Below are 15,385 nucleotides of genomic sequence, written 5' to 3' on the forward strand. Positions count from 1 at the left end.
TCCTAAGGAGTTGCCGTCATTGCCGCCCTGGCCGCCGTTCCCATATGAGCCGTCCTCGCCGTTTCCTCCCAAGAGTGGGCCATTTATGACGTAGTTGGTCTGGGCATTTGCGCCTATAGGCATCGACAGAAGAGCCAAGGTCGACGCGGATAACAGAAGGGCGGGCCGGCGCATATTTCGGCGAGAGCGGCTTCTGCCTGCCCGTGCCGGGCCACCACCCGTTTCGAGCAATGCCAAGGCTGCCGCCAGTCCGTGCCCCAAAGACCCGGCAGACGACTCTCTCTTTGCTCTCACCATCTAGCGCCCCCGGCCTCTGTTCATAAGTTCGGCTCTTCGGCTGCTCGCCGGGAACCGTGAAGGGGACAGCCGTATATGAGAGGCCCTAAAGACCTATGCGGACATGCTTTGACAGCAATGTCGTGCCATTCCCTAACTGCGTCGGGGAGCAAATCAGCGATGCTCTCCCGGGCCGTGGGAATATGAAGACAAAATGCCTTGTCTCCTACTTCCGATAAGCTGAGGGAGAAGACTTTTTTCTAATATGTTACCCTGCGGCAACTGTCGGGCTAATGCTCCCAGTGCCTGACCTGCAACGCGGTGACGCAGTACGCTCTCCGTGCAAAAGCGACGGTCAGTCCGGCCGAGATGGTTCGACTTTCAACGCCGGCTGGGCAAGGAGCGCCTACTCGTCGATGCTCGCCGTTTGAACCGGGTCGAGATCGCGGCAGACGCCGGTTGCCTTGAGCTGGCTGTGATCGCGCGGGTCGCAGGAACTCTGGACGAACATGCGCCACTGGTTCTCGGTGCCGTAGAACGTGTTGCGGTCCACGTCGCCCGTCACACCGGGCACGCGGCCGGTGGTCGTGAACTGCCAGAAGGTCCAGCGGCGGTTGCTGTAGCGCTCGTGCGGCTCGGCCGCGACGCTGCGGATCCAGAAGGGATAGTCGTGGAACTCGCCCTCGAGGATCTCCTTATGGAACGTGATGTCCGTATAGATGATCGGCCGCTTGCCCGTATGGGCCTGCATTTCCTTGAGGAGGACGTCGATCATGGCAAGGGCCTGCTCGCGCGGCACCTTCTTGGGGCAGTTCACCGATTCGCCGTTCCATTCCACGTCGAGGACGGGCGGAAGCGCATCTGGATCCTGCGGAACGTTCTTCTTGAACCAGGCCGCCTGCTCATGAGCGGGCCGGCACCAATAGACGAAGTGATAGGCCCCGCGCGGAACGCCGGCGTTCTTGGCGCCCCACCAGTTTTCCAGGAAGCGGTTGTCCACATGGTCGCCGCCCTCGGTCGCCTTGATGAAGGCGAACTTGGTCCCGGCCTGGCGCAGGGCCGCCCAATCGACCTTGCCCTGCCATTTCGAGATGTCCACCCCATGGACCGGCAGCCGGTGGGCGGAGGCCACGCCCGCATGGGGCTTGGCATCGCTCTTGGCCGGATAGCGGCTCGACGGGGCGATCGCGCAGGAGGCTACGCCAAAGGCGAGCGCTGTCGCGGCCGCAAACCGGAGCACCCGGGCGACACGGGAAAGGGGGATGGCTTTCTTCGAACGGCGGGTGGTGCGACGGCGGGGCATCGGCTTCACAGTCAGTACGCTTTACCTATCACATCACCGATGACCCAATGACCTTAACAGATCATTGCGAAAACGGATCCGAAACGAGTTTTACAGGCGAAACCACAGCGTGGCTATTCCCAAGAAGGAGAAGAAACCCACGATATCCGTGATGCTCGTCACGAAGGGGCCGGACGAGACCGCCGGGTCGACCCCAAACCGGTTAAGGGTCAAGGGCACGAAGATCCCGCCGAGGGCCGCGAAAAGCAGGACGCACATCATGGCGAGCCCGATCACCAGCCCGATCTGGGCCGTCTGAAACCAGATGGCCGCAATGATGCCCATGATGATCGCGAAGGCGACCCCGTTGAGGACGCCCACCATCGCCTCGCGGCGGATGATGCGCCAGGCATTCGCGCGTCCCAGTTCGCGGGTCGCGAGGGCGCGCACCGCAACCGTCATGGTCTGGGTCCCGGCATTCCCGCCCATGGAGGCGACGATGGGCATGAGGATCGCCAGGGCCACCATCCGCTCCAGGGATTCCTCGAACAGGTTGATCACGTTGGCGGCCACCAGGGCCGTGCACATATTGGCGAAGAGCCAGGGAAAGCGGCTGCGCTGGGTGTAGAAGATGTTGTCCGAGAGCTCTTCGTCGGACTTCACGCCGCCGAGCGCCTTGATGTCCGCGTCGGCTTCCTCCTCCAGGACGTCGACGATGTCGTCCACCATCATGACGCCGACGAGCCGGTTGCTCTCGTCCACCACGGCGGCGGAGACGAGGTTGTAGCGCTCGAACAGGCGCGCCACCTCCTCCTGGTGCGCGGTGGCCTCCACCCGGTCGGGCTCGTCCGTCATGATCCCCTGGATCGTGGTCGGCCGCTTGCTGCGCAAAAGCCGGTCGAGGGGCACGGCTCCAAGGAGATGGCCGGCCGGATCGATGACGAAGATCTCGTAGAAGGTGTCCGGCAAATCGGCCGTCTCACGCATGAAGTCGATGGTCTGCCCTACGGTCCAGAAGGGCGGGACGGCGATGAACTCCGTCTGCATGCGCCGGCCGGCGCTGTCTTCCGGATAATCGAGCGAGCGCTGGATGGCCACGCGCTCGATGGCGGGGAGCTGGCCGAGCACCTCCGCCTTCTCGTCATCGTCGAGGCTTTCGAGAATCGTGACCGCGTCGTCCGAATCGAGGTCGCGGACGCCTTCGGCCACCGTGGCGGTCTCGAGTTCCTCGAGAATCTCCTCGCGGACGGCGTCGTCCACTTCCGTTAGGGCCGTGAAGTCGAAGGCCGAGCCCAGGAGTTCGATGAGGCGAGGGCGGTCCTCCGGCTCCAGGGCCTCGATGAGATCGCCCAGGTCGGATTCGTGGAAATCGTCGACCAGATGCTGCAGGCGCTCCTTGTCGGAGGTCCGGATGGCCAGGCTCACGGCCTCCAGGAAGGCGGAATCGACCTCGCCGTTCTCGTCCCGGAAGCTCAAGGGATCCATTGCCACGCCAGGAGGCGAGGGAGGCGGCGTCCGGTGGTCGACGTCCTGCATGAGCCTTTCCCCTGAAGAGGTCCGACGGCCTTTTAGGCGCGCGTCCGCATGGACACAATCGCCGGAAGACCGGAGGAACGAGTTGGTTGGCAGCGTTTCCCCAAAGCCGGTTCAGCCATTTCTCGAAGCTGAGCCGGCGCATGAAGGATTCGGACAAAGCGGTTGCAAAGACGAGTGAAGCGGCTTCACGGCCCGATGACAACCGCGCCCAGGCAACAAAAAAGGCCCCGTTAGGGGCCTTTTTTGTTGCGCCTCGAGAGCGCTCGAAGGTTTGGTGCGGTCGAGAGGACTCGAACCTCCACGGGTCTCCCCGCTACCACCTCAAGGTAGTGCGTCTACCAATTCCGCCACGACCGCGAAACCTTCGAAGCCAGGGGTGTTTCCCCTGACGCGGCGGTGGCTATACAAGATCGATTGCGCCACCGCAAGCCCATCCGGTGAAGACTTCTCGACGGTGCCGAAGTTCGGCTTTCCGCAGGGTGAGTTTCACCGGTCGGGCCGGGCTCCTATAGCGGCCCCGTTCGGGTTCGTCCACTCGGAAAGTCATGGTTGACCCCATATCTGTTCCGGGACCACAACGGCGCCGGTCTTCCACCCGGCCGAGGAATTAAACCGTGTCGAGCCTTCGCGATCATCTCGTCGATTCCTTCCTGCCCGCAGCCGGCTCCGCGCCTGTCGAATGGGCGATTGCCGAGGGGCTCACAGGCTATGACGAGGCCGTGGCCTTCATGGAGGCGAGAGCGGCCGCCATTGCGGACGGGAGGGCGCCCGAGCTGGTCTGGCTCGTGGAGCATCCGCCGCTCTACACAGCCGGCACCTCCGCCCGGACGGAGGATCTGGTGGAGCCCGACCGGTTTCCTGTCTTCCAGAGCGGGCGGGGCGGGCAGTACACCTATCACGGTCCCGGCCAGCGGGTCGCCTATGTGATGCTCGATCTCAAGCGGCGCCAACCAGATCTGAGGCGCTACGTGGCCGCCCTCGAAGCCTGGCTGATCGCGACCCTCGCCGAATTCAACATCCGGGGAGAGCGGCGGGAGGACCGGGTCGGCGTCTGGGTGCGCAGGCCCGAGAAGGGCGCTTCCGTCGAGGACAAGGTCGCGGCCATCGGCATCCGGGTCCGGCGCTGGGTGAGCTTTCACGGCATCAGCCTCAACGTGGAGCCCGACCTGTCCCATTTCTCCGGGATCGTGCCCTGCGGCGTCCGCCAGCATGGGGTCACGAGCCTCGTGGATCTGGGCATTCCGGTCACCATGCCGGAGGTCGATGCGGTCCTGCGCGGGACTTTCGAGGAGATCTTCGGCCCCACCGAGCGCGCCGAAGCGCCGTTGCTTTCCGGCAACTAGGGTCGGGTTTTCCACCGCTCAGGCGCCGGGAGTCCTCCCCAAGCGGGCTTCATGCTCTAAGCTTGTCCGAACGGTTGATCATCGGCGGATAATCCATGCATCGCGCGCTTCTCGCTTCCCTCGTCGCCCTGGCCGCTTCGGCATGCGCCTATACCCCGACCCCGACGGAGGCCATCCACATCGTCGATTCGCCCGCCGACGTCCGGTTCTGCACCCGGCTGGCCGAGGTCAGCCCCACGGTTCCGACGACGCCCGGCTTCGGCTCCGCCACCCAATCCATGCTGGAGGCGACCGTGGCCCTGGGCGGGACCCATCTTTATCTCCAGCAGCGCTTGGCCGACTGGCTCCTTGTCCGCGGCATTGCCTATCGCTGCGGCCCCGGGCCCGCACGCGAGACGGTTGTCATCCGCGCGAAGGGCTAATATCGGGCAGGAGAACGGCCGTCCGAGCCGCTCGGCTTCCGCAGGGCCGGAGGCCGCGCGTCATCGGCATTTTCGCAAGGATCCGACGACGTGCCTGTCATCCCCACATCTGCCGATCTGACCTCCGATGCCGCCCGTGCGAACCGGGAGGCCTGGGCGGGGCTGTCGCGTGAGCTCGCGGGCAGGCGGGCCGCGGTCGCCGAGGGCGGCCCGGCCAAGGCGCGGGAGAGGCATCTGGCTCGGGGCAAGCTCCTGCCGCGGGAGCGGGTGACGCGCCTCCTCGATCCCGGCGCGCCGTTCCTGGAGCTCGGCGGGCTTGCGGCCCACGGCATGTATGACGACGCGATCCATGGGGCCGGGATCATCACGGGCATCGGGCGCGTGGCCGGGCGCGAGGTGATGATCGTCTGCAACGACTCGACCATCAAGGGCGGCACCTATTACCCGATGACCGTGAAGAAGCACCTCCGCGCCCAGGAGGTCGCCCGCGAGAACCGGCTGCCCTGCATCTATCTCGTCGACTCGGGCGGCGCGAACCTGCCTCACCAGACCGAGGTCTTCCCGGACAGGGAGCATTTCGGGCGCATCTTCTATAATCAGGCGACGCTCTCGTCCCTCGGCATCCCGCAGATCGCCTGCGTCATGGGCTCGTGCACAGCGGGCGGTGCCTATGTGCCGGCCATGTCGGACGAGACCGTGATCGTGCGGCGCCAGGGCACCATCTTCCTCGGCGGTCCGCCACTTGTGAAAGCCGCCACCGGCGAGGTGGTCTCGGCCGAGGACCTGGGTGGCGCGGATGTCCATGCCCGCCAGTCCGGCGTGGCGGACCATTACGCCACCGACGATGTCCATGCTCTCGCGATCGTCCGCCGGATCGTGGGTACGCTGAATGTGCGAAAGAGCGTCGATATCGATCTCACCGAGCCGGTCGAGCCGCGCTATTCCATCGAGGATCTGGACGCCATCGTGCCGACGGACCTCAAGAAGCAATACGACATCCGCGAGGTCATCGCCCGGCTGGTGGACGGCTCGGAGTTCGACGAGTTCAAGCGTCTCTACGGCACGACCCTGGTGACCGGCTTCGCCCGCCTCTGGGGCATGCCCATCGGCATCATTGCCAATAACGGCATCCTGTTCTCGGAGAGCGCCCTCAAGGGCGCCCACTTCATCGAGCTGTGCTGCCAGCGGCGCATTCCGCTCCTCTTCCTCCAGAATATCTCGGGCTTCATGGTCGGCCGCCAGTACGAGGCGGGCGGCATCGCCAAGGACGGGGCCAAGCTCGTGACCGCGGTCGCCTGCGCGCAGGTGCCGAAGATCACCCTCCTGGTCGGCGGCTCCTTCGGCGCGGGCAATTACGGCATGTGCGGGCGGGCCTATTCACCGCGCTTCCTGTTCACCTGGCCGAATTCCCGTATCTCCGTGATGGGCGGCGAGCAGGCCGCAAGTGTCCTGGCGACCGTGCGGCGCGACAATATCGAGGCCGAGGGCAAGGCCTGGAGCGCCGGCGAGGAGGAAGCCTTCAAGGACCCGATCCGCCGCCGATACGAGGAGGAGGGGAGTCCCTACTACGCCACCGCGCGCCTGTGGGACGATGGCATCATCCTACCCTCCGAGACGCGTCGCGCCCTGGCGCTTGCATTCTCGGCCGCCCTGAACGCTCCGATCCCCGAGACGCGGTTCGGCGTCTTCCGGATGTAGCGATTCGCTCGCCGCCGGCGGGCCTGCCCATGGTTTGATCTTGTCCTGCGCAAGTCTCCACAAGTCTTGCGCAGCCAGCTCCGAAGAGCCGAAAAGAAGACGGAAGTGGCCTGAAAAATGTTGCCGGGCCGCAACACCCATAAAGCTTCCTGTTCCTGCCCATCTTGGCCCAAGCTCCGCCAAGATGCCGCCATAAACGAAGCTCACCTCAGGACCCAGGCTAAACTGCTTCTAACCCAAGGCTTTACGACAAAGCGACCGCGAGCAGCAGAGCATTAAGCCTTCTTGGCTTTTGCTTTCGGGAGTCGTTGCGTCCAAGGCGCGGCACGTGGCAGATCATCCTAAGTTCCGTAACCGAACGTAACTAGGGTGAAGGGCCGGACTGGAAAGAGCACACGCAATGGATGCGCGCCGGATCGACAAGTCGCGATTGCCCAGCCGTCATGTGACGGAAGGGCCGGCTCGCGCTCCGCATCGCTCCTACCTCTACGCCATGGGCCTGACGAAGGAGCAGATCGACCAGCCGCTCGTCGGCGTCGCGACCTGCTGGAACGAGGCCGCCCCCTGCAACATCTCCCTCATGCGCCAGGCCCAGGCCGTGAAGAAGGGCGTCGCCTCCGCGTCCGGCACGCCGCGGGAGTTCTGCACCATCACGGTGACCGATGGCATCGCCATGGGCCACCAGGGCATGAAGGCGTCGCTGCCGTCCCGTGAGGTCATCGCCGACTCGGTCGAGCTGACCATGCGCGGCCACTCCTACGATGCGCTTGTGGGCATGGCCGGGTGCGACAAGTCCCTTCCGGGCATGATGATGGCCATGGTGCGCCTCAACGTGCCGTCGATCTTCATTTATGGCGGCTCGATCCTGCCGGGCTCATTCCGTGGCCGCCAGGTTACGGTGCAGGATCTCTTCGAGGCGGTGGGCAAGTATTCGGTCGGCGAGATGTCCGACGAGGACCTGACGGAGCTGGAGCAGGTCGCCTGTCCGTCCGCCGGGGCCTGCGGCGCGCAGTTCACGGCCAACACCATGGCGACCGTGTCCGAGGCCATCGGCCTGGCGCTGCCTTATTCGGCCGGTGCCCCGGCGCCTTATGAAATTCGCGACCGGTTCTGCGCCATGGCGGGCGAGATGGTGATGGAGCTCATCGCCCGGAACATCCGCCCGCGCGACATCGTCACCCGCAAGGCGCTGGAGAACGCCGCGACCGTCGTGGCCGCCTCCGGCGGATCGACGAACGCGGCCCTGCATCTTCCGGCCATCGCTCACGAGGCCGGCATCAAGTTCGATCTCTTCGACGTGGCCGAGATCTTCCGGCGCACCCCCTATATCGCGGATCTCAAGCCCGGCGGCCGCTACGTCGCAAAGGACATGTTCGAGGCCGGCGGTGTGCCGCTCCTCATGAAGACCCTGCTGGATAACGGCTTCCTGCACGGCGACACCCTGACGGTTACGGGCCGCACCATGGCCGAGAACCTCGCCTCCGTGAAATGGAACCCCGACCAGGACGTGGTCCGGCCCGCCGACCAGCCGATCACCCCGACGGGCGGTGTCGTCGGCCTCAAGGGCAACCTCGCACCCGAAGGCGCCATCGTGAAGGTGGCCGGGATCCCCGGACACAAGCAGACCTTCCGCGGGCCCGCACGGGTCTTCGACGGCGAGGAAGCCTGTTTCCAGGCGGTGTCCGACCGGCGCTATCGGGAGGGCGAGGTCCTCGTGATCCGCTACGAGGGGCCGCGCGGCGGTCCCGGTATGCGCGAGATGCTCTCGACCACGGCAGCCTTGTACGGGCAGGGGATGGGAGACCGGGTGGCCCTGATCACCGACGGCCGCTTCTCGGGAGCGACCCGCGGCTTCTGCATCGGCCATGTGGGGCCGGAAGCTGCCGTGGGCGGACCCATCGGCCTCCTCGAGGATGGGGACATCATCGCGATCGATGCGGTCCGGGGCACCATCGATGTCGAACTTTCCGAGGAGGAACTGGCCCGTCGCCGCGCCGCCTGGCGCCCGCGCGAGACGAGTTCCGCCTCCGGCTACCTTTGGAAATATGCGCAAACCGTGGGGCCTGCGCGGGATGGGGCTGTGACCCATCCGGGCGGCGCCGCAGAAAAAGAAACCTATGCGGACGTCTAGACTCATTGCCGTCGTTTTGGGGGCGGCCGTCTTCTGCCCTGGCGCAGCCCTAGCGCTCGATGCAGCGCCGCGTCCGCAGCCATTGATGCCGGCGACGAAATACGGCTCGGTGCGCGAAGCCTTGCGCACCGGGATGCGCGACTACAATGCCGGGGACAAGCTCGGCGCCGTGCAGGCGCTGGAATATGCAGCCGGCCAGGGGCACACGCTCGCCCTCTGGAAGCTCGGTCGCATGTATGCCGATGGGGACGGCGTGCAGCACGACGACCTGAAGGCCTTCGAATATTTCTCCAAGCTCGCGGACCAGAATGCCGACGAGAGCCCGGATTCCCCGAACGCTCCGGTGATCTCAAGCGCCTTCGTGGCTTTGGGCACCTATTTCCTCGACGGAATCAAGGGGTCCTACGTGGCCGCAAATCCGACGCGGGCCGTGGAGATGTTCAACTACGCCGCATCCTATTTCAGCGACTCGAATGCCCAGTACAACCTGGCCCGGCTCTACATGGAGGGCACGGGAGTCGAGAAGGACGTGCGGCTGGCCGCGCGCTGGCTGAACCTCGCGGCTGAAAAGGGCCACCACCCATCCCAGGCGGTCCTCGGCCATCTGCTCATCACCGGGCAGGGCGTGCCGCGGCAGCGGGCCAGGGGTCTCATGTGGCTGACGCTCGCCCGTGAGGCGATCGATCCCGCCAAGGACCAGTGGATCGCGAAGCTCTACGACGATGCCTTCTCGAATGCGGGCGAGAGCGACCGCAAGCTCGCCCTCGCGTTGCTCGAGCAATACATCCAGTCACGCCACTAACGTTCTGGATCTAAACGGAATTCGGCGTTCACGCCCGCTCGCGGGCATTCCTGCACCTCAGTCGATATCCAGATCTACCATGACCGGGACGTGGTCCGACGGCTTGTCCCAGCCGCGGACCTCCCGGCGGATGGAGGCCGTTCGGAGCCGGTCCTGCGCCTGCGGCGAGAGGAGCAGGTGGTCGATCCGGATACCGTTGTTCCGCTGGAAGGCGCCGGCCTGGTAATCCCAGAAAGAATAGAGGCCAGGCTGGTCGTTGCAGGTCCGCACCGCATCGCCGAACCCGAGATTCAGGAGGGTGCGGAACTTGGCCCGGCTCTCCGGGCGGTAGAGGGCGTCATTGAGCCAGGCGGCCGGGTCGGCCGCATCTTCCGGCTCAGGGATCACGTTGTAGTCCCCGCAGAGCACCAACGGCTCCTCCAGGGCGAGGAGGCGCTGCGCATGGGCCGTGAGCCGGTCCATCCAGGCGAGCTTATAATCGAATTTCGGCGTGTCGACGGGATTGCCGTTAGGCAGATAGATCGAAGCCACCCGGACCACGCCGCTTTCGGTCGAGACGACCCCTTCGAGATAGCGGGCCTGCTCGTCCGTCTCGTCGCCCGGCAGGCCGCGGCGGACGTCCTCGAGCGGGCGCTTGGATAGGATCGCGACGCCGTTATAGGCCTTCTGCCCGTGGGTGACGACGTTGTAGCCCAGGGCCTCCACGTCGCTCCTCGGGAACGCCTCGTCCATGCATTTCAGTTCCTGCAGGCAGAGGACGTCCGGCTCGGCGCTTTTTACGAAAGTGACGAGGTGGTCCAGTCTCTGCTTGATCGAATTGACGTTCCAGGTGGCGATCCTCATCGTCTCTCTCGCATCGTCTTTCCAAGCCGTTTCATCGGATGTTCGCCCAAGGCTGGCAAGGTAAAACCGGAATCCATCAACACGGATGCTCTCCATGCCGGCCTCCTGGTTCGCCCCGGTCGACAATTACTGCGAACGGACTGACCCGTCCTTCTGGTCCGAGCCCCTGAACGCCGTCACGAACGCCGCCTTTCTGCTGGCGGCGGTCTACGCCTTCGTCCAATGGCGCAGGGCAGGCGGGCGGGACGTGGCCGTTCTCTGGCTCATCGCCGTGACGGCGGTGGTCGGCATCGGGAGCTTTCTCTTCCACACCGTCGCCGAGCGTTGGGCGCTCCTGGCCGACGTGGTGCCGATTGCGGTCTTCATCTACGGCTATTTCCTCCTGGCGATGGGTCGTTACCTGCGGCTCAGGCCCACCGCGGCCATTCTGGCGACCGCCGCGTTCATGGCCTTCAACATCGGGTTCGAGCCCCTCTGGCGCAGCGTCTTCCCACAGGTGACGCTCAACGGCTCTCTCGGCTATGTGCCGGCCGCGGCCGCTCTTCTGGGCGTAGGGCTCGCCTGTCTCGCCGGGAAGGAGCGGGAAGCCGGAAGGACGCTGCTCACGGCTGCTGCCGTGTTCGCCATCTCCCTGACGTTCCGCTCCCTCGACCGGTTCCTCTGCACGACATTGCCGACGGGAACGCATTTCCTGTGGCATGTGCTCAACGCGGTCGTGCTCGCGATTCTCATGGAGGCGGCCGTTGTGCACGGGAGGAAGGAGACCCGATGATCGAGATCCACGGCTATGCCATCGTGTCCGATGACGACCGCATCGCGGATGCGGAGGGGCGGATGCCTGAGGCCCTGCGCAGCGAGGCGGACTGGGCCTATTTCCAGGCGGAGCTCGACCGTTCGGCCGCGACCGTGCTCGGGCGCCTGGGCCATGAGGCTCACCCCAATCCACGTGGGCGGTTGCGCATCGTCGTGTCGTCCTCGGTACCGGGGCTGGAGCGGCGCGCGGATGGCTGGTGGTGGAACCCAGAGGCGAAGCCCTGGGAGGATGCCGTTCGGACCATTCTTCCCGCAGGCGGGCGCATCGCCGTCCCGGGCGGCCGGAGGGTCTTCGACCTGTTCCTTGCCATCGGCTACACGGCCTTTCACCTGACCCGGGCGGAAGGCGTCCGGATCCCCGGCGGCGTCGCCCTGTTCTCAGCCTGCGACCGCGGCGCGAGCGCCGAAGCTGTTCTGGGTGGAGCAGGGCTCGTCCCGGGGGAACGCCAGATCCTCGACCCGCGGGGACCCGTCACCCTGAATATCTGGAGCCGCGCCTGACGCCGGGCGCCTTTGGCTGCCCTAGGATCGAAACCTTGGCAGGGTTGGTACGTTGATCCCTGAACGGTAAGGGAGAGAGGCCATGCGATACCTTCCCCTGACGGCTGCCCTTGCGGGCCTTGTTCTGGCCGGCACGGCCATGGCGCAAAGCGGCAGCTCCGGAGGAGCGTCCGGCGCGGCTGGAGGGTCTTCCACATCCTCGGGTTCCTCCCCGGGAGCGGGGAGTTCCGCCTCGCCTGGGTCCTCGCCCGTCACGCCGACGGCTCCCATCCCGCCTCCCGGGACGCAAGGAAGCAGCGGTGCACCTGCGGCCGGCGGAACTGATGCAGGACCAGGCACGACCGGCTCGACCGGTCCGGGTGTTGGCGGCCCCAGCGTACGACGCCCGACGGACCCGTCCGCGCTTGCGCCCACAGAGCGGGAAGATGCCCTGGCTCGACGCAGTCGGGAGATCGACCAGCGGGTGCGGCGCGGGATCTGCAACGGCTGCTGACGGGCTTTGGCTCTTCGCCTGCGAGACGGGAATTTACGGCTTCGCTCGAACAATCCTAGCGCAACGGTGTTTCCTTCATGGAGCCAGGCTCCATGCAACCGAGGAAACACTCATGCCAGATCGCAAGGACGAGCAACGCCAGGACCGCCAACGCCAGGAAGAGCAGCGTCAGCAGCAGAACGCGGATCGTCAGCGTCAGGGCGGCGGCCGTCAGAAACAGGAGGAGCGTCGGCAACGCTGATCGCACTCTTTGGAACGAATTTCGAAGCGGGGCTTTGAAGCCCCGCTTCTTCGTTTCGGGGGCCGAAATGCCCGATGGGCCGCATCTCGCAAAGCCGGATATCTGCCTCTACGGCTCCGTGGACGATGCCATGTTCCACGACTTCCAGGACAAGCTGAACAAGGTCCCGGAGGGGCGGCCCGTGGTCGTGGAGCTGATGACCTTCGGGGGTGACGCGGATGTGGGACGCCGCATCGCCTTGGAGGTTCGCCTTGCGCGCAAGCGCACGGGGCAGGACTTTTTCTTTCTCGGTAAGACCGTAGTCTATTCCTCGGGCGTCACGATCATGGCGGCATTCCCGCGCGCCAACCGCTACCTGACCCGGGATACGGTCCTGCTGATCCATGGTCGCCGCATGGACAAGCACATCCATTTCACCGGCTCCCTCTCCACGAGCATCCAGATCGCAAAGGACATGCTCGCACAGCTCGAGATCGGCGTACGCCTTGAACGGGAGGGCTTCGTCGAGCTCATCGCCGGCAGCGATGTCGGCGAAGAGGAGATTTTCCGCCTCGCCGAGACCAGCTGGTATCTCTCGGCCGAAGAAGCCCTGAGCCGTGGCCTTATCGCGGGTATCCTGTGAGGCCGGGCCTCAGGCGGCCTGTCCAAGCGACGGATAATCCGTATAGCCCTCCGCTCCGCCGCCGTAGAACGTCGCCCGGTCCGGCGCATTGAGCGGCGCGTTCAGGCGGAAGCGCTCGGCGAGGTCCGGATTGGCGATGTAGAGACGGCCGAATGCCACAAGATCGGCACGGCCGCTGGCAACGGCCTCGCTCGCCATGGCGTGATCGTAGCCGTTATTGGCGATGTAGGCGCCTCGGAATGACTTGCGCAGGCCGGCATAATCCACCTGCACCGCGTTGCGGTCGCCCTGGGTGGCGCCCTCGATCATGTGGATGAAGCCGATCCCTAAACCGTCGAGGCGCTCGACCACATGGGAGAACAGGGCCTGCGGGTCGGAATCGGCCGCATCGTTCACGGGTGCCGGCGACAGCCGGATACCGACGCGGCTCTTGTCCCACACCTTCAGGACCGCTTCGACCGCCTCGACCGTCAAGCGTGCCCGGTTCTCGATCGATCCGCCATAGGCATCGTGACGCTTGTTCGATCCGTCCTTCATGAACTGGTCGAGCAGGTAACCGTTGGCGCCGTGGAGTTCCACGCCATCGAAGCCCGCTTCCTTAGCGTTGCGTGCTGCCGCCTCGTAGTCGCGCAGGATGCGCGGGATTTCCGAGAGTTCGAGTGCCCGCGGCTCCGAGACATCCGCAAAGCCGCTCGACAGGAATGTCTTGGTGTTGGCCCGAAGCGCCGACGGGCCGACCGGGGCCGCGCCGTTCTCCTGGAGCGATACGTGAGAGACCCGGCCCACATGCCAGAGCTGGATGAAGATGCGCCCGCCGGCCTTGTGGACCGCATCTGTCACCTTCCGCCAGCCGGCGACCTGCTCGGGCGAATAGATACCGGGCGTGCTCAGATAACCCTGGCCTTCGCGCGAGATCTGCGAGCCCTCTGAGATCAGGAGACCGGCGCCGGCGCGCTGGGCGTAATAGGTCGCCGCGAGCGGACCGGGCACCTCTCTTTCGGCAGCGCGGTTGCGCGTGAGGGGCGCCATGACGAGGCGGTTCGGCAGGGTGAGGTCGCCGAGGCTGAACGGCTGGAAAAGCGGGTCTTGGTTCTCGGACATGGATTTTGCCTCTCAGGGCTGTGGAATTTGCGAAAACACGTGCCAGCTTGACATAAGGAGACTTCCGGGCAGCGCAAGGCATTCCTCCCATGCGCGCCGTCCGGGATGTGTATCGCCGAGCGCATGGATGCCGCGGTCTTGCCGGGCCCCACCGCTGCGATTTTCAGTCACGAGCCAGTCCATCGTGCGGCACCAGCCATGAGAGAGCTGATTCCGCACAGCAACGGGGCGTCAGGCTACCTCGGCGCTTGCCTTGCCCAAGTGCTCCAGCGCAGCTTTGTCGAGACGCAGGCGTGTCGCGGCGATCAGGTCGTCGAGCTGCTCGGGACGGGAGGCGCTCGCAATCGGCGCCGTGATGCTGGGCTGAGCCATGAGCCAAGCCACCGCAACCTGGGCCGGACTCGCGCCATGGTGGAGGGCCACTTCGTCGAGGGCCGTCAGGATGCGCCGCCCGCGGTCGGTGAGATACTTCGCCATGTTCGCGCCACGGACGCTTTTGCCGAAATCCTTCTCAGAGCGGTACTTGCCTGTCAGGAAGCCGGCCGCGAGCGCGTAATAGGGAATGACGCCGACTTCGTTCTCGCGGCACACGGGCTCCAGGTCGCGCTCGAACGCAGCGCGGTCGGACAGGTTGTAGAGGGGCTGCAGGCTCTCGTAGCGGGGAAGGCCCATCCGGGCGCTGATCGCAAGCGCCTCCTTGAGGCGCTCGGCCGTGAAGTTCGATGCGCCGATGACGCGCACCTTGCCGCTTGCGATCAAGTCACCGTAGGCGCTCAGGGTTTCCTCCTGCGGCGTCTCAAGGTCGTCCCGGTGTGACTGATAGAGATCGATATAGGTTGTCTGGAGCCGCCGCAGGGATTCGTCCACGGCCTCCATGATCCGGGCGCGCGACAGGCCCTTCTTGTCGGGACCCATCTCGGAGCCGACCTTCGTTGCAATGATCACCTGGTCGCGATTGCCGCGGGCCTTCATCCATTTACCGATGATGGCCTCCGACTCGCCACCTTCATGGCCTGGAACCCAGCGGGAATAGACGTCCGCCGTGTCGATGAAGTTGCACCCGGCTTCCATGAAGGCATCGAGGACCTTGAACGATGTCGGTTCATCCGCCGTCCATCCGAAGACGTTGCCGCCGAGGCAGAGGGGCGAAACCATGAGGTTGGAGCGACCCAAGCGACGCTTTTCCATTGCAATCTCCTGCTCCGGCCGATGTGGATCACGGCCCGGACATCTCAAGGGGGATTTCGAGTGACTGGGCGTATGCTTGTCCAACGTTCTCGC

Annotated in this window: 15 protein-coding genes and 1 tRNA gene; 9 read left to right on the forward strand and 7 right to left on the reverse strand. The window is 65.3% G+C overall.

Annotated elements, in window-relative coordinates; genetic code table 11:
- Positions 1 to 682: 682 nt before the first annotated feature.
- From C4E04_RS08280 to C4E04_RS08290, 3 genes are all read right to left on the reverse strand, one after another.
- Complete coding sequence (locus tag C4E04_RS08280; RefSeq protein ID WP_109596606.1) at positions 683 to 1,579, reverse strand: GH25 family lysozyme; 897 nt, start codon at positions 1,577 to 1,579, stop codon at positions 683 to 685.
- Positions 1,580 to 1,669: 90 nt separating this feature from the next.
- The gene (gene mgtE, locus C4E04_RS08285) at positions 1,670 to 3,094 is read right to left on the reverse strand and encodes a magnesium transporter (protein WP_109596608.1); all 1,425 of its coding nucleotides are present in this window, start codon (positions 3,092 to 3,094) and stop codon (positions 1,670 to 1,672) included.
- Between the two features lie 272 nt (positions 3,095 to 3,366).
- Positions 3,367 to 3,451: transfer RNA gene (locus C4E04_RS08290), tRNA-Leu, on the reverse strand.
- Between the two features lie 257 nt (positions 3,452 to 3,708).
- On the opposite strand from C4E04_RS08290, the gene lipB reads away from it, so the two are divergent.
- From lipB to C4E04_RS08315, 5 genes are all read left to right on the forward strand, one after another.
- Positions 3,709 to 4,437 carry a lipoyl(octanoyl) transferase LipB gene (gene lipB / locus C4E04_RS08295; protein ID WP_109596610.1) on the forward strand — a complete coding sequence of 243 codons (729 nt, stop codon included), beginning with the start codon at positions 3,709 to 3,711 and terminating at the stop codon, positions 4,435 to 4,437.
- A 95-nt stretch (positions 4,438 to 4,532) separates the two neighbouring features.
- On the forward strand, positions 4,533 to 4,859 hold the full coding sequence (locus C4E04_RS08300) for a hypothetical protein (RefSeq protein ID WP_109596612.1): 327 nt from the start codon (positions 4,533 to 4,535) through the stop codon (positions 4,857 to 4,859).
- Between the two features lie 90 nt (positions 4,860 to 4,949).
- Entirely contained in the window at positions 4,950 to 6,557 is a 1,608-nt protein-coding gene (locus tag C4E04_RS08305; protein ID WP_109596614.1) for a carboxyl transferase domain-containing protein, read from the forward strand.
- 400 nt (positions 6,558 to 6,957) lie between these two features.
- On the forward strand, positions 6,958 to 8,688 hold the full coding sequence (gene ilvD, locus C4E04_RS08310) for a dihydroxy-acid dehydratase (RefSeq protein WP_109596616.1): 1,731 nt from the start codon (positions 6,958 to 6,960) through the stop codon (positions 8,686 to 8,688).
- Positions 8,675 to 9,490 (forward strand): tetratricopeptide repeat protein, encoded by an 816-nt coding sequence (locus C4E04_RS08315; protein WP_109596618.1) that lies wholly within the window; start codon positions 8,675 to 8,677, stop codon positions 9,488 to 9,490. The genes ilvD and C4E04_RS08315 overlap by 14 nt, the downstream gene beginning before the upstream one ends.
- A gap of 57 nt (positions 9,491 to 9,547) precedes the next feature.
- On the opposite strand, the gene xth is transcribed toward C4E04_RS08315, so the two are convergent.
- Positions 9,548 to 10,333, reverse strand: coding sequence for an exodeoxyribonuclease III (xth, locus tag C4E04_RS08320; protein WP_109600935.1), 786 nt, complete (start codon positions 10,331 to 10,333; stop codon positions 9,548 to 9,550).
- Positions 10,334 to 10,427: 94 nt separating this feature from the next.
- Between xth and C4E04_RS08325 the strand changes: the two genes are divergently transcribed.
- The 3 genes from C4E04_RS08325 to C4E04_RS20860 all read left to right on the forward strand — a co-directional run bounded on the left by C4E04_RS08325 (position 10,428) and on the right by C4E04_RS20860 (position 12,140).
- Positions 10,428 to 11,105: a ceramidase domain-containing protein gene (locus tag C4E04_RS08325; protein WP_109596620.1), complete on the forward strand. Its 678-nt coding sequence runs from the start codon at positions 10,428 to 10,430 to the stop codon at positions 11,103 to 11,105.
- On the forward strand, positions 11,102 to 11,647 hold the full coding sequence (locus C4E04_RS08330; protein ID WP_109596622.1) for a hypothetical protein: 546 nt from the start codon (positions 11,102 to 11,104) through the stop codon (positions 11,645 to 11,647). The genes C4E04_RS08325 and C4E04_RS08330 overlap by 4 nt, the downstream gene beginning before the upstream one ends.
- Positions 11,648 to 11,729: 82 nt before the next feature.
- The gene (locus C4E04_RS20860; RefSeq protein ID WP_162559321.1) at positions 11,730 to 12,140 is read left to right on the forward strand and encodes a hypothetical protein; all 411 of its coding nucleotides are present in this window, start codon (positions 11,730 to 11,732) and stop codon (positions 12,138 to 12,140) included.
- Positions 12,141 to 12,195: 55 nt separating this feature from the next.
- Here C4E04_RS20860 and C4E04_RS08335 read toward each other — a convergent pair whose 3' ends face one another.
- Positions 12,196 to 12,375 (reverse strand): hypothetical protein, encoded by a 180-nt coding sequence (locus tag C4E04_RS08335; RefSeq protein ID WP_109596624.1) that lies wholly within the window; start codon positions 12,373 to 12,375, stop codon positions 12,196 to 12,198.
- 73 nt (positions 12,376 to 12,448) lie between these two features.
- On the opposite strand from C4E04_RS08335, the gene C4E04_RS08340 reads away from it, so the two are divergent.
- Positions 12,449 to 13,003, forward strand: a complete 555-nt coding sequence (locus C4E04_RS08340) for a peptidase S14 (RefSeq protein WP_162559322.1) — start codon at positions 12,449 to 12,451, stop codon at positions 13,001 to 13,003.
- Between the two features lie 9 nt (positions 13,004 to 13,012).
- Here C4E04_RS08340 and C4E04_RS08345 read toward each other — a convergent pair whose 3' ends face one another.
- Both C4E04_RS08345 and C4E04_RS08350 read right to left on the reverse strand, forming a co-directional pair.
- The gene (locus C4E04_RS08345) at positions 13,013 to 14,104 is read right to left on the reverse strand and encodes an alkene reductase (RefSeq protein ID WP_109596628.1); all 1,092 of its coding nucleotides are present in this window, start codon (positions 14,102 to 14,104) and stop codon (positions 13,013 to 13,015) included.
- Between the two features lie 231 nt (positions 14,105 to 14,335).
- A complete protein-coding gene (locus tag C4E04_RS08350) occupies positions 14,336 to 15,292 on the reverse strand; it encodes an aldo/keto reductase (protein WP_109596630.1) in 957 nt (318 codons plus the stop codon).
- Positions 15,293 to 15,385 lie beyond the last annotated feature (93 nt).

The organism is Microvirga sp. 17 mud 1-3, assembly GCF_003151255.1.
GTDB lineage: Bacteria > Pseudomonadota > Alphaproteobacteria > Rhizobiales > Beijerinckiaceae > Microvirga.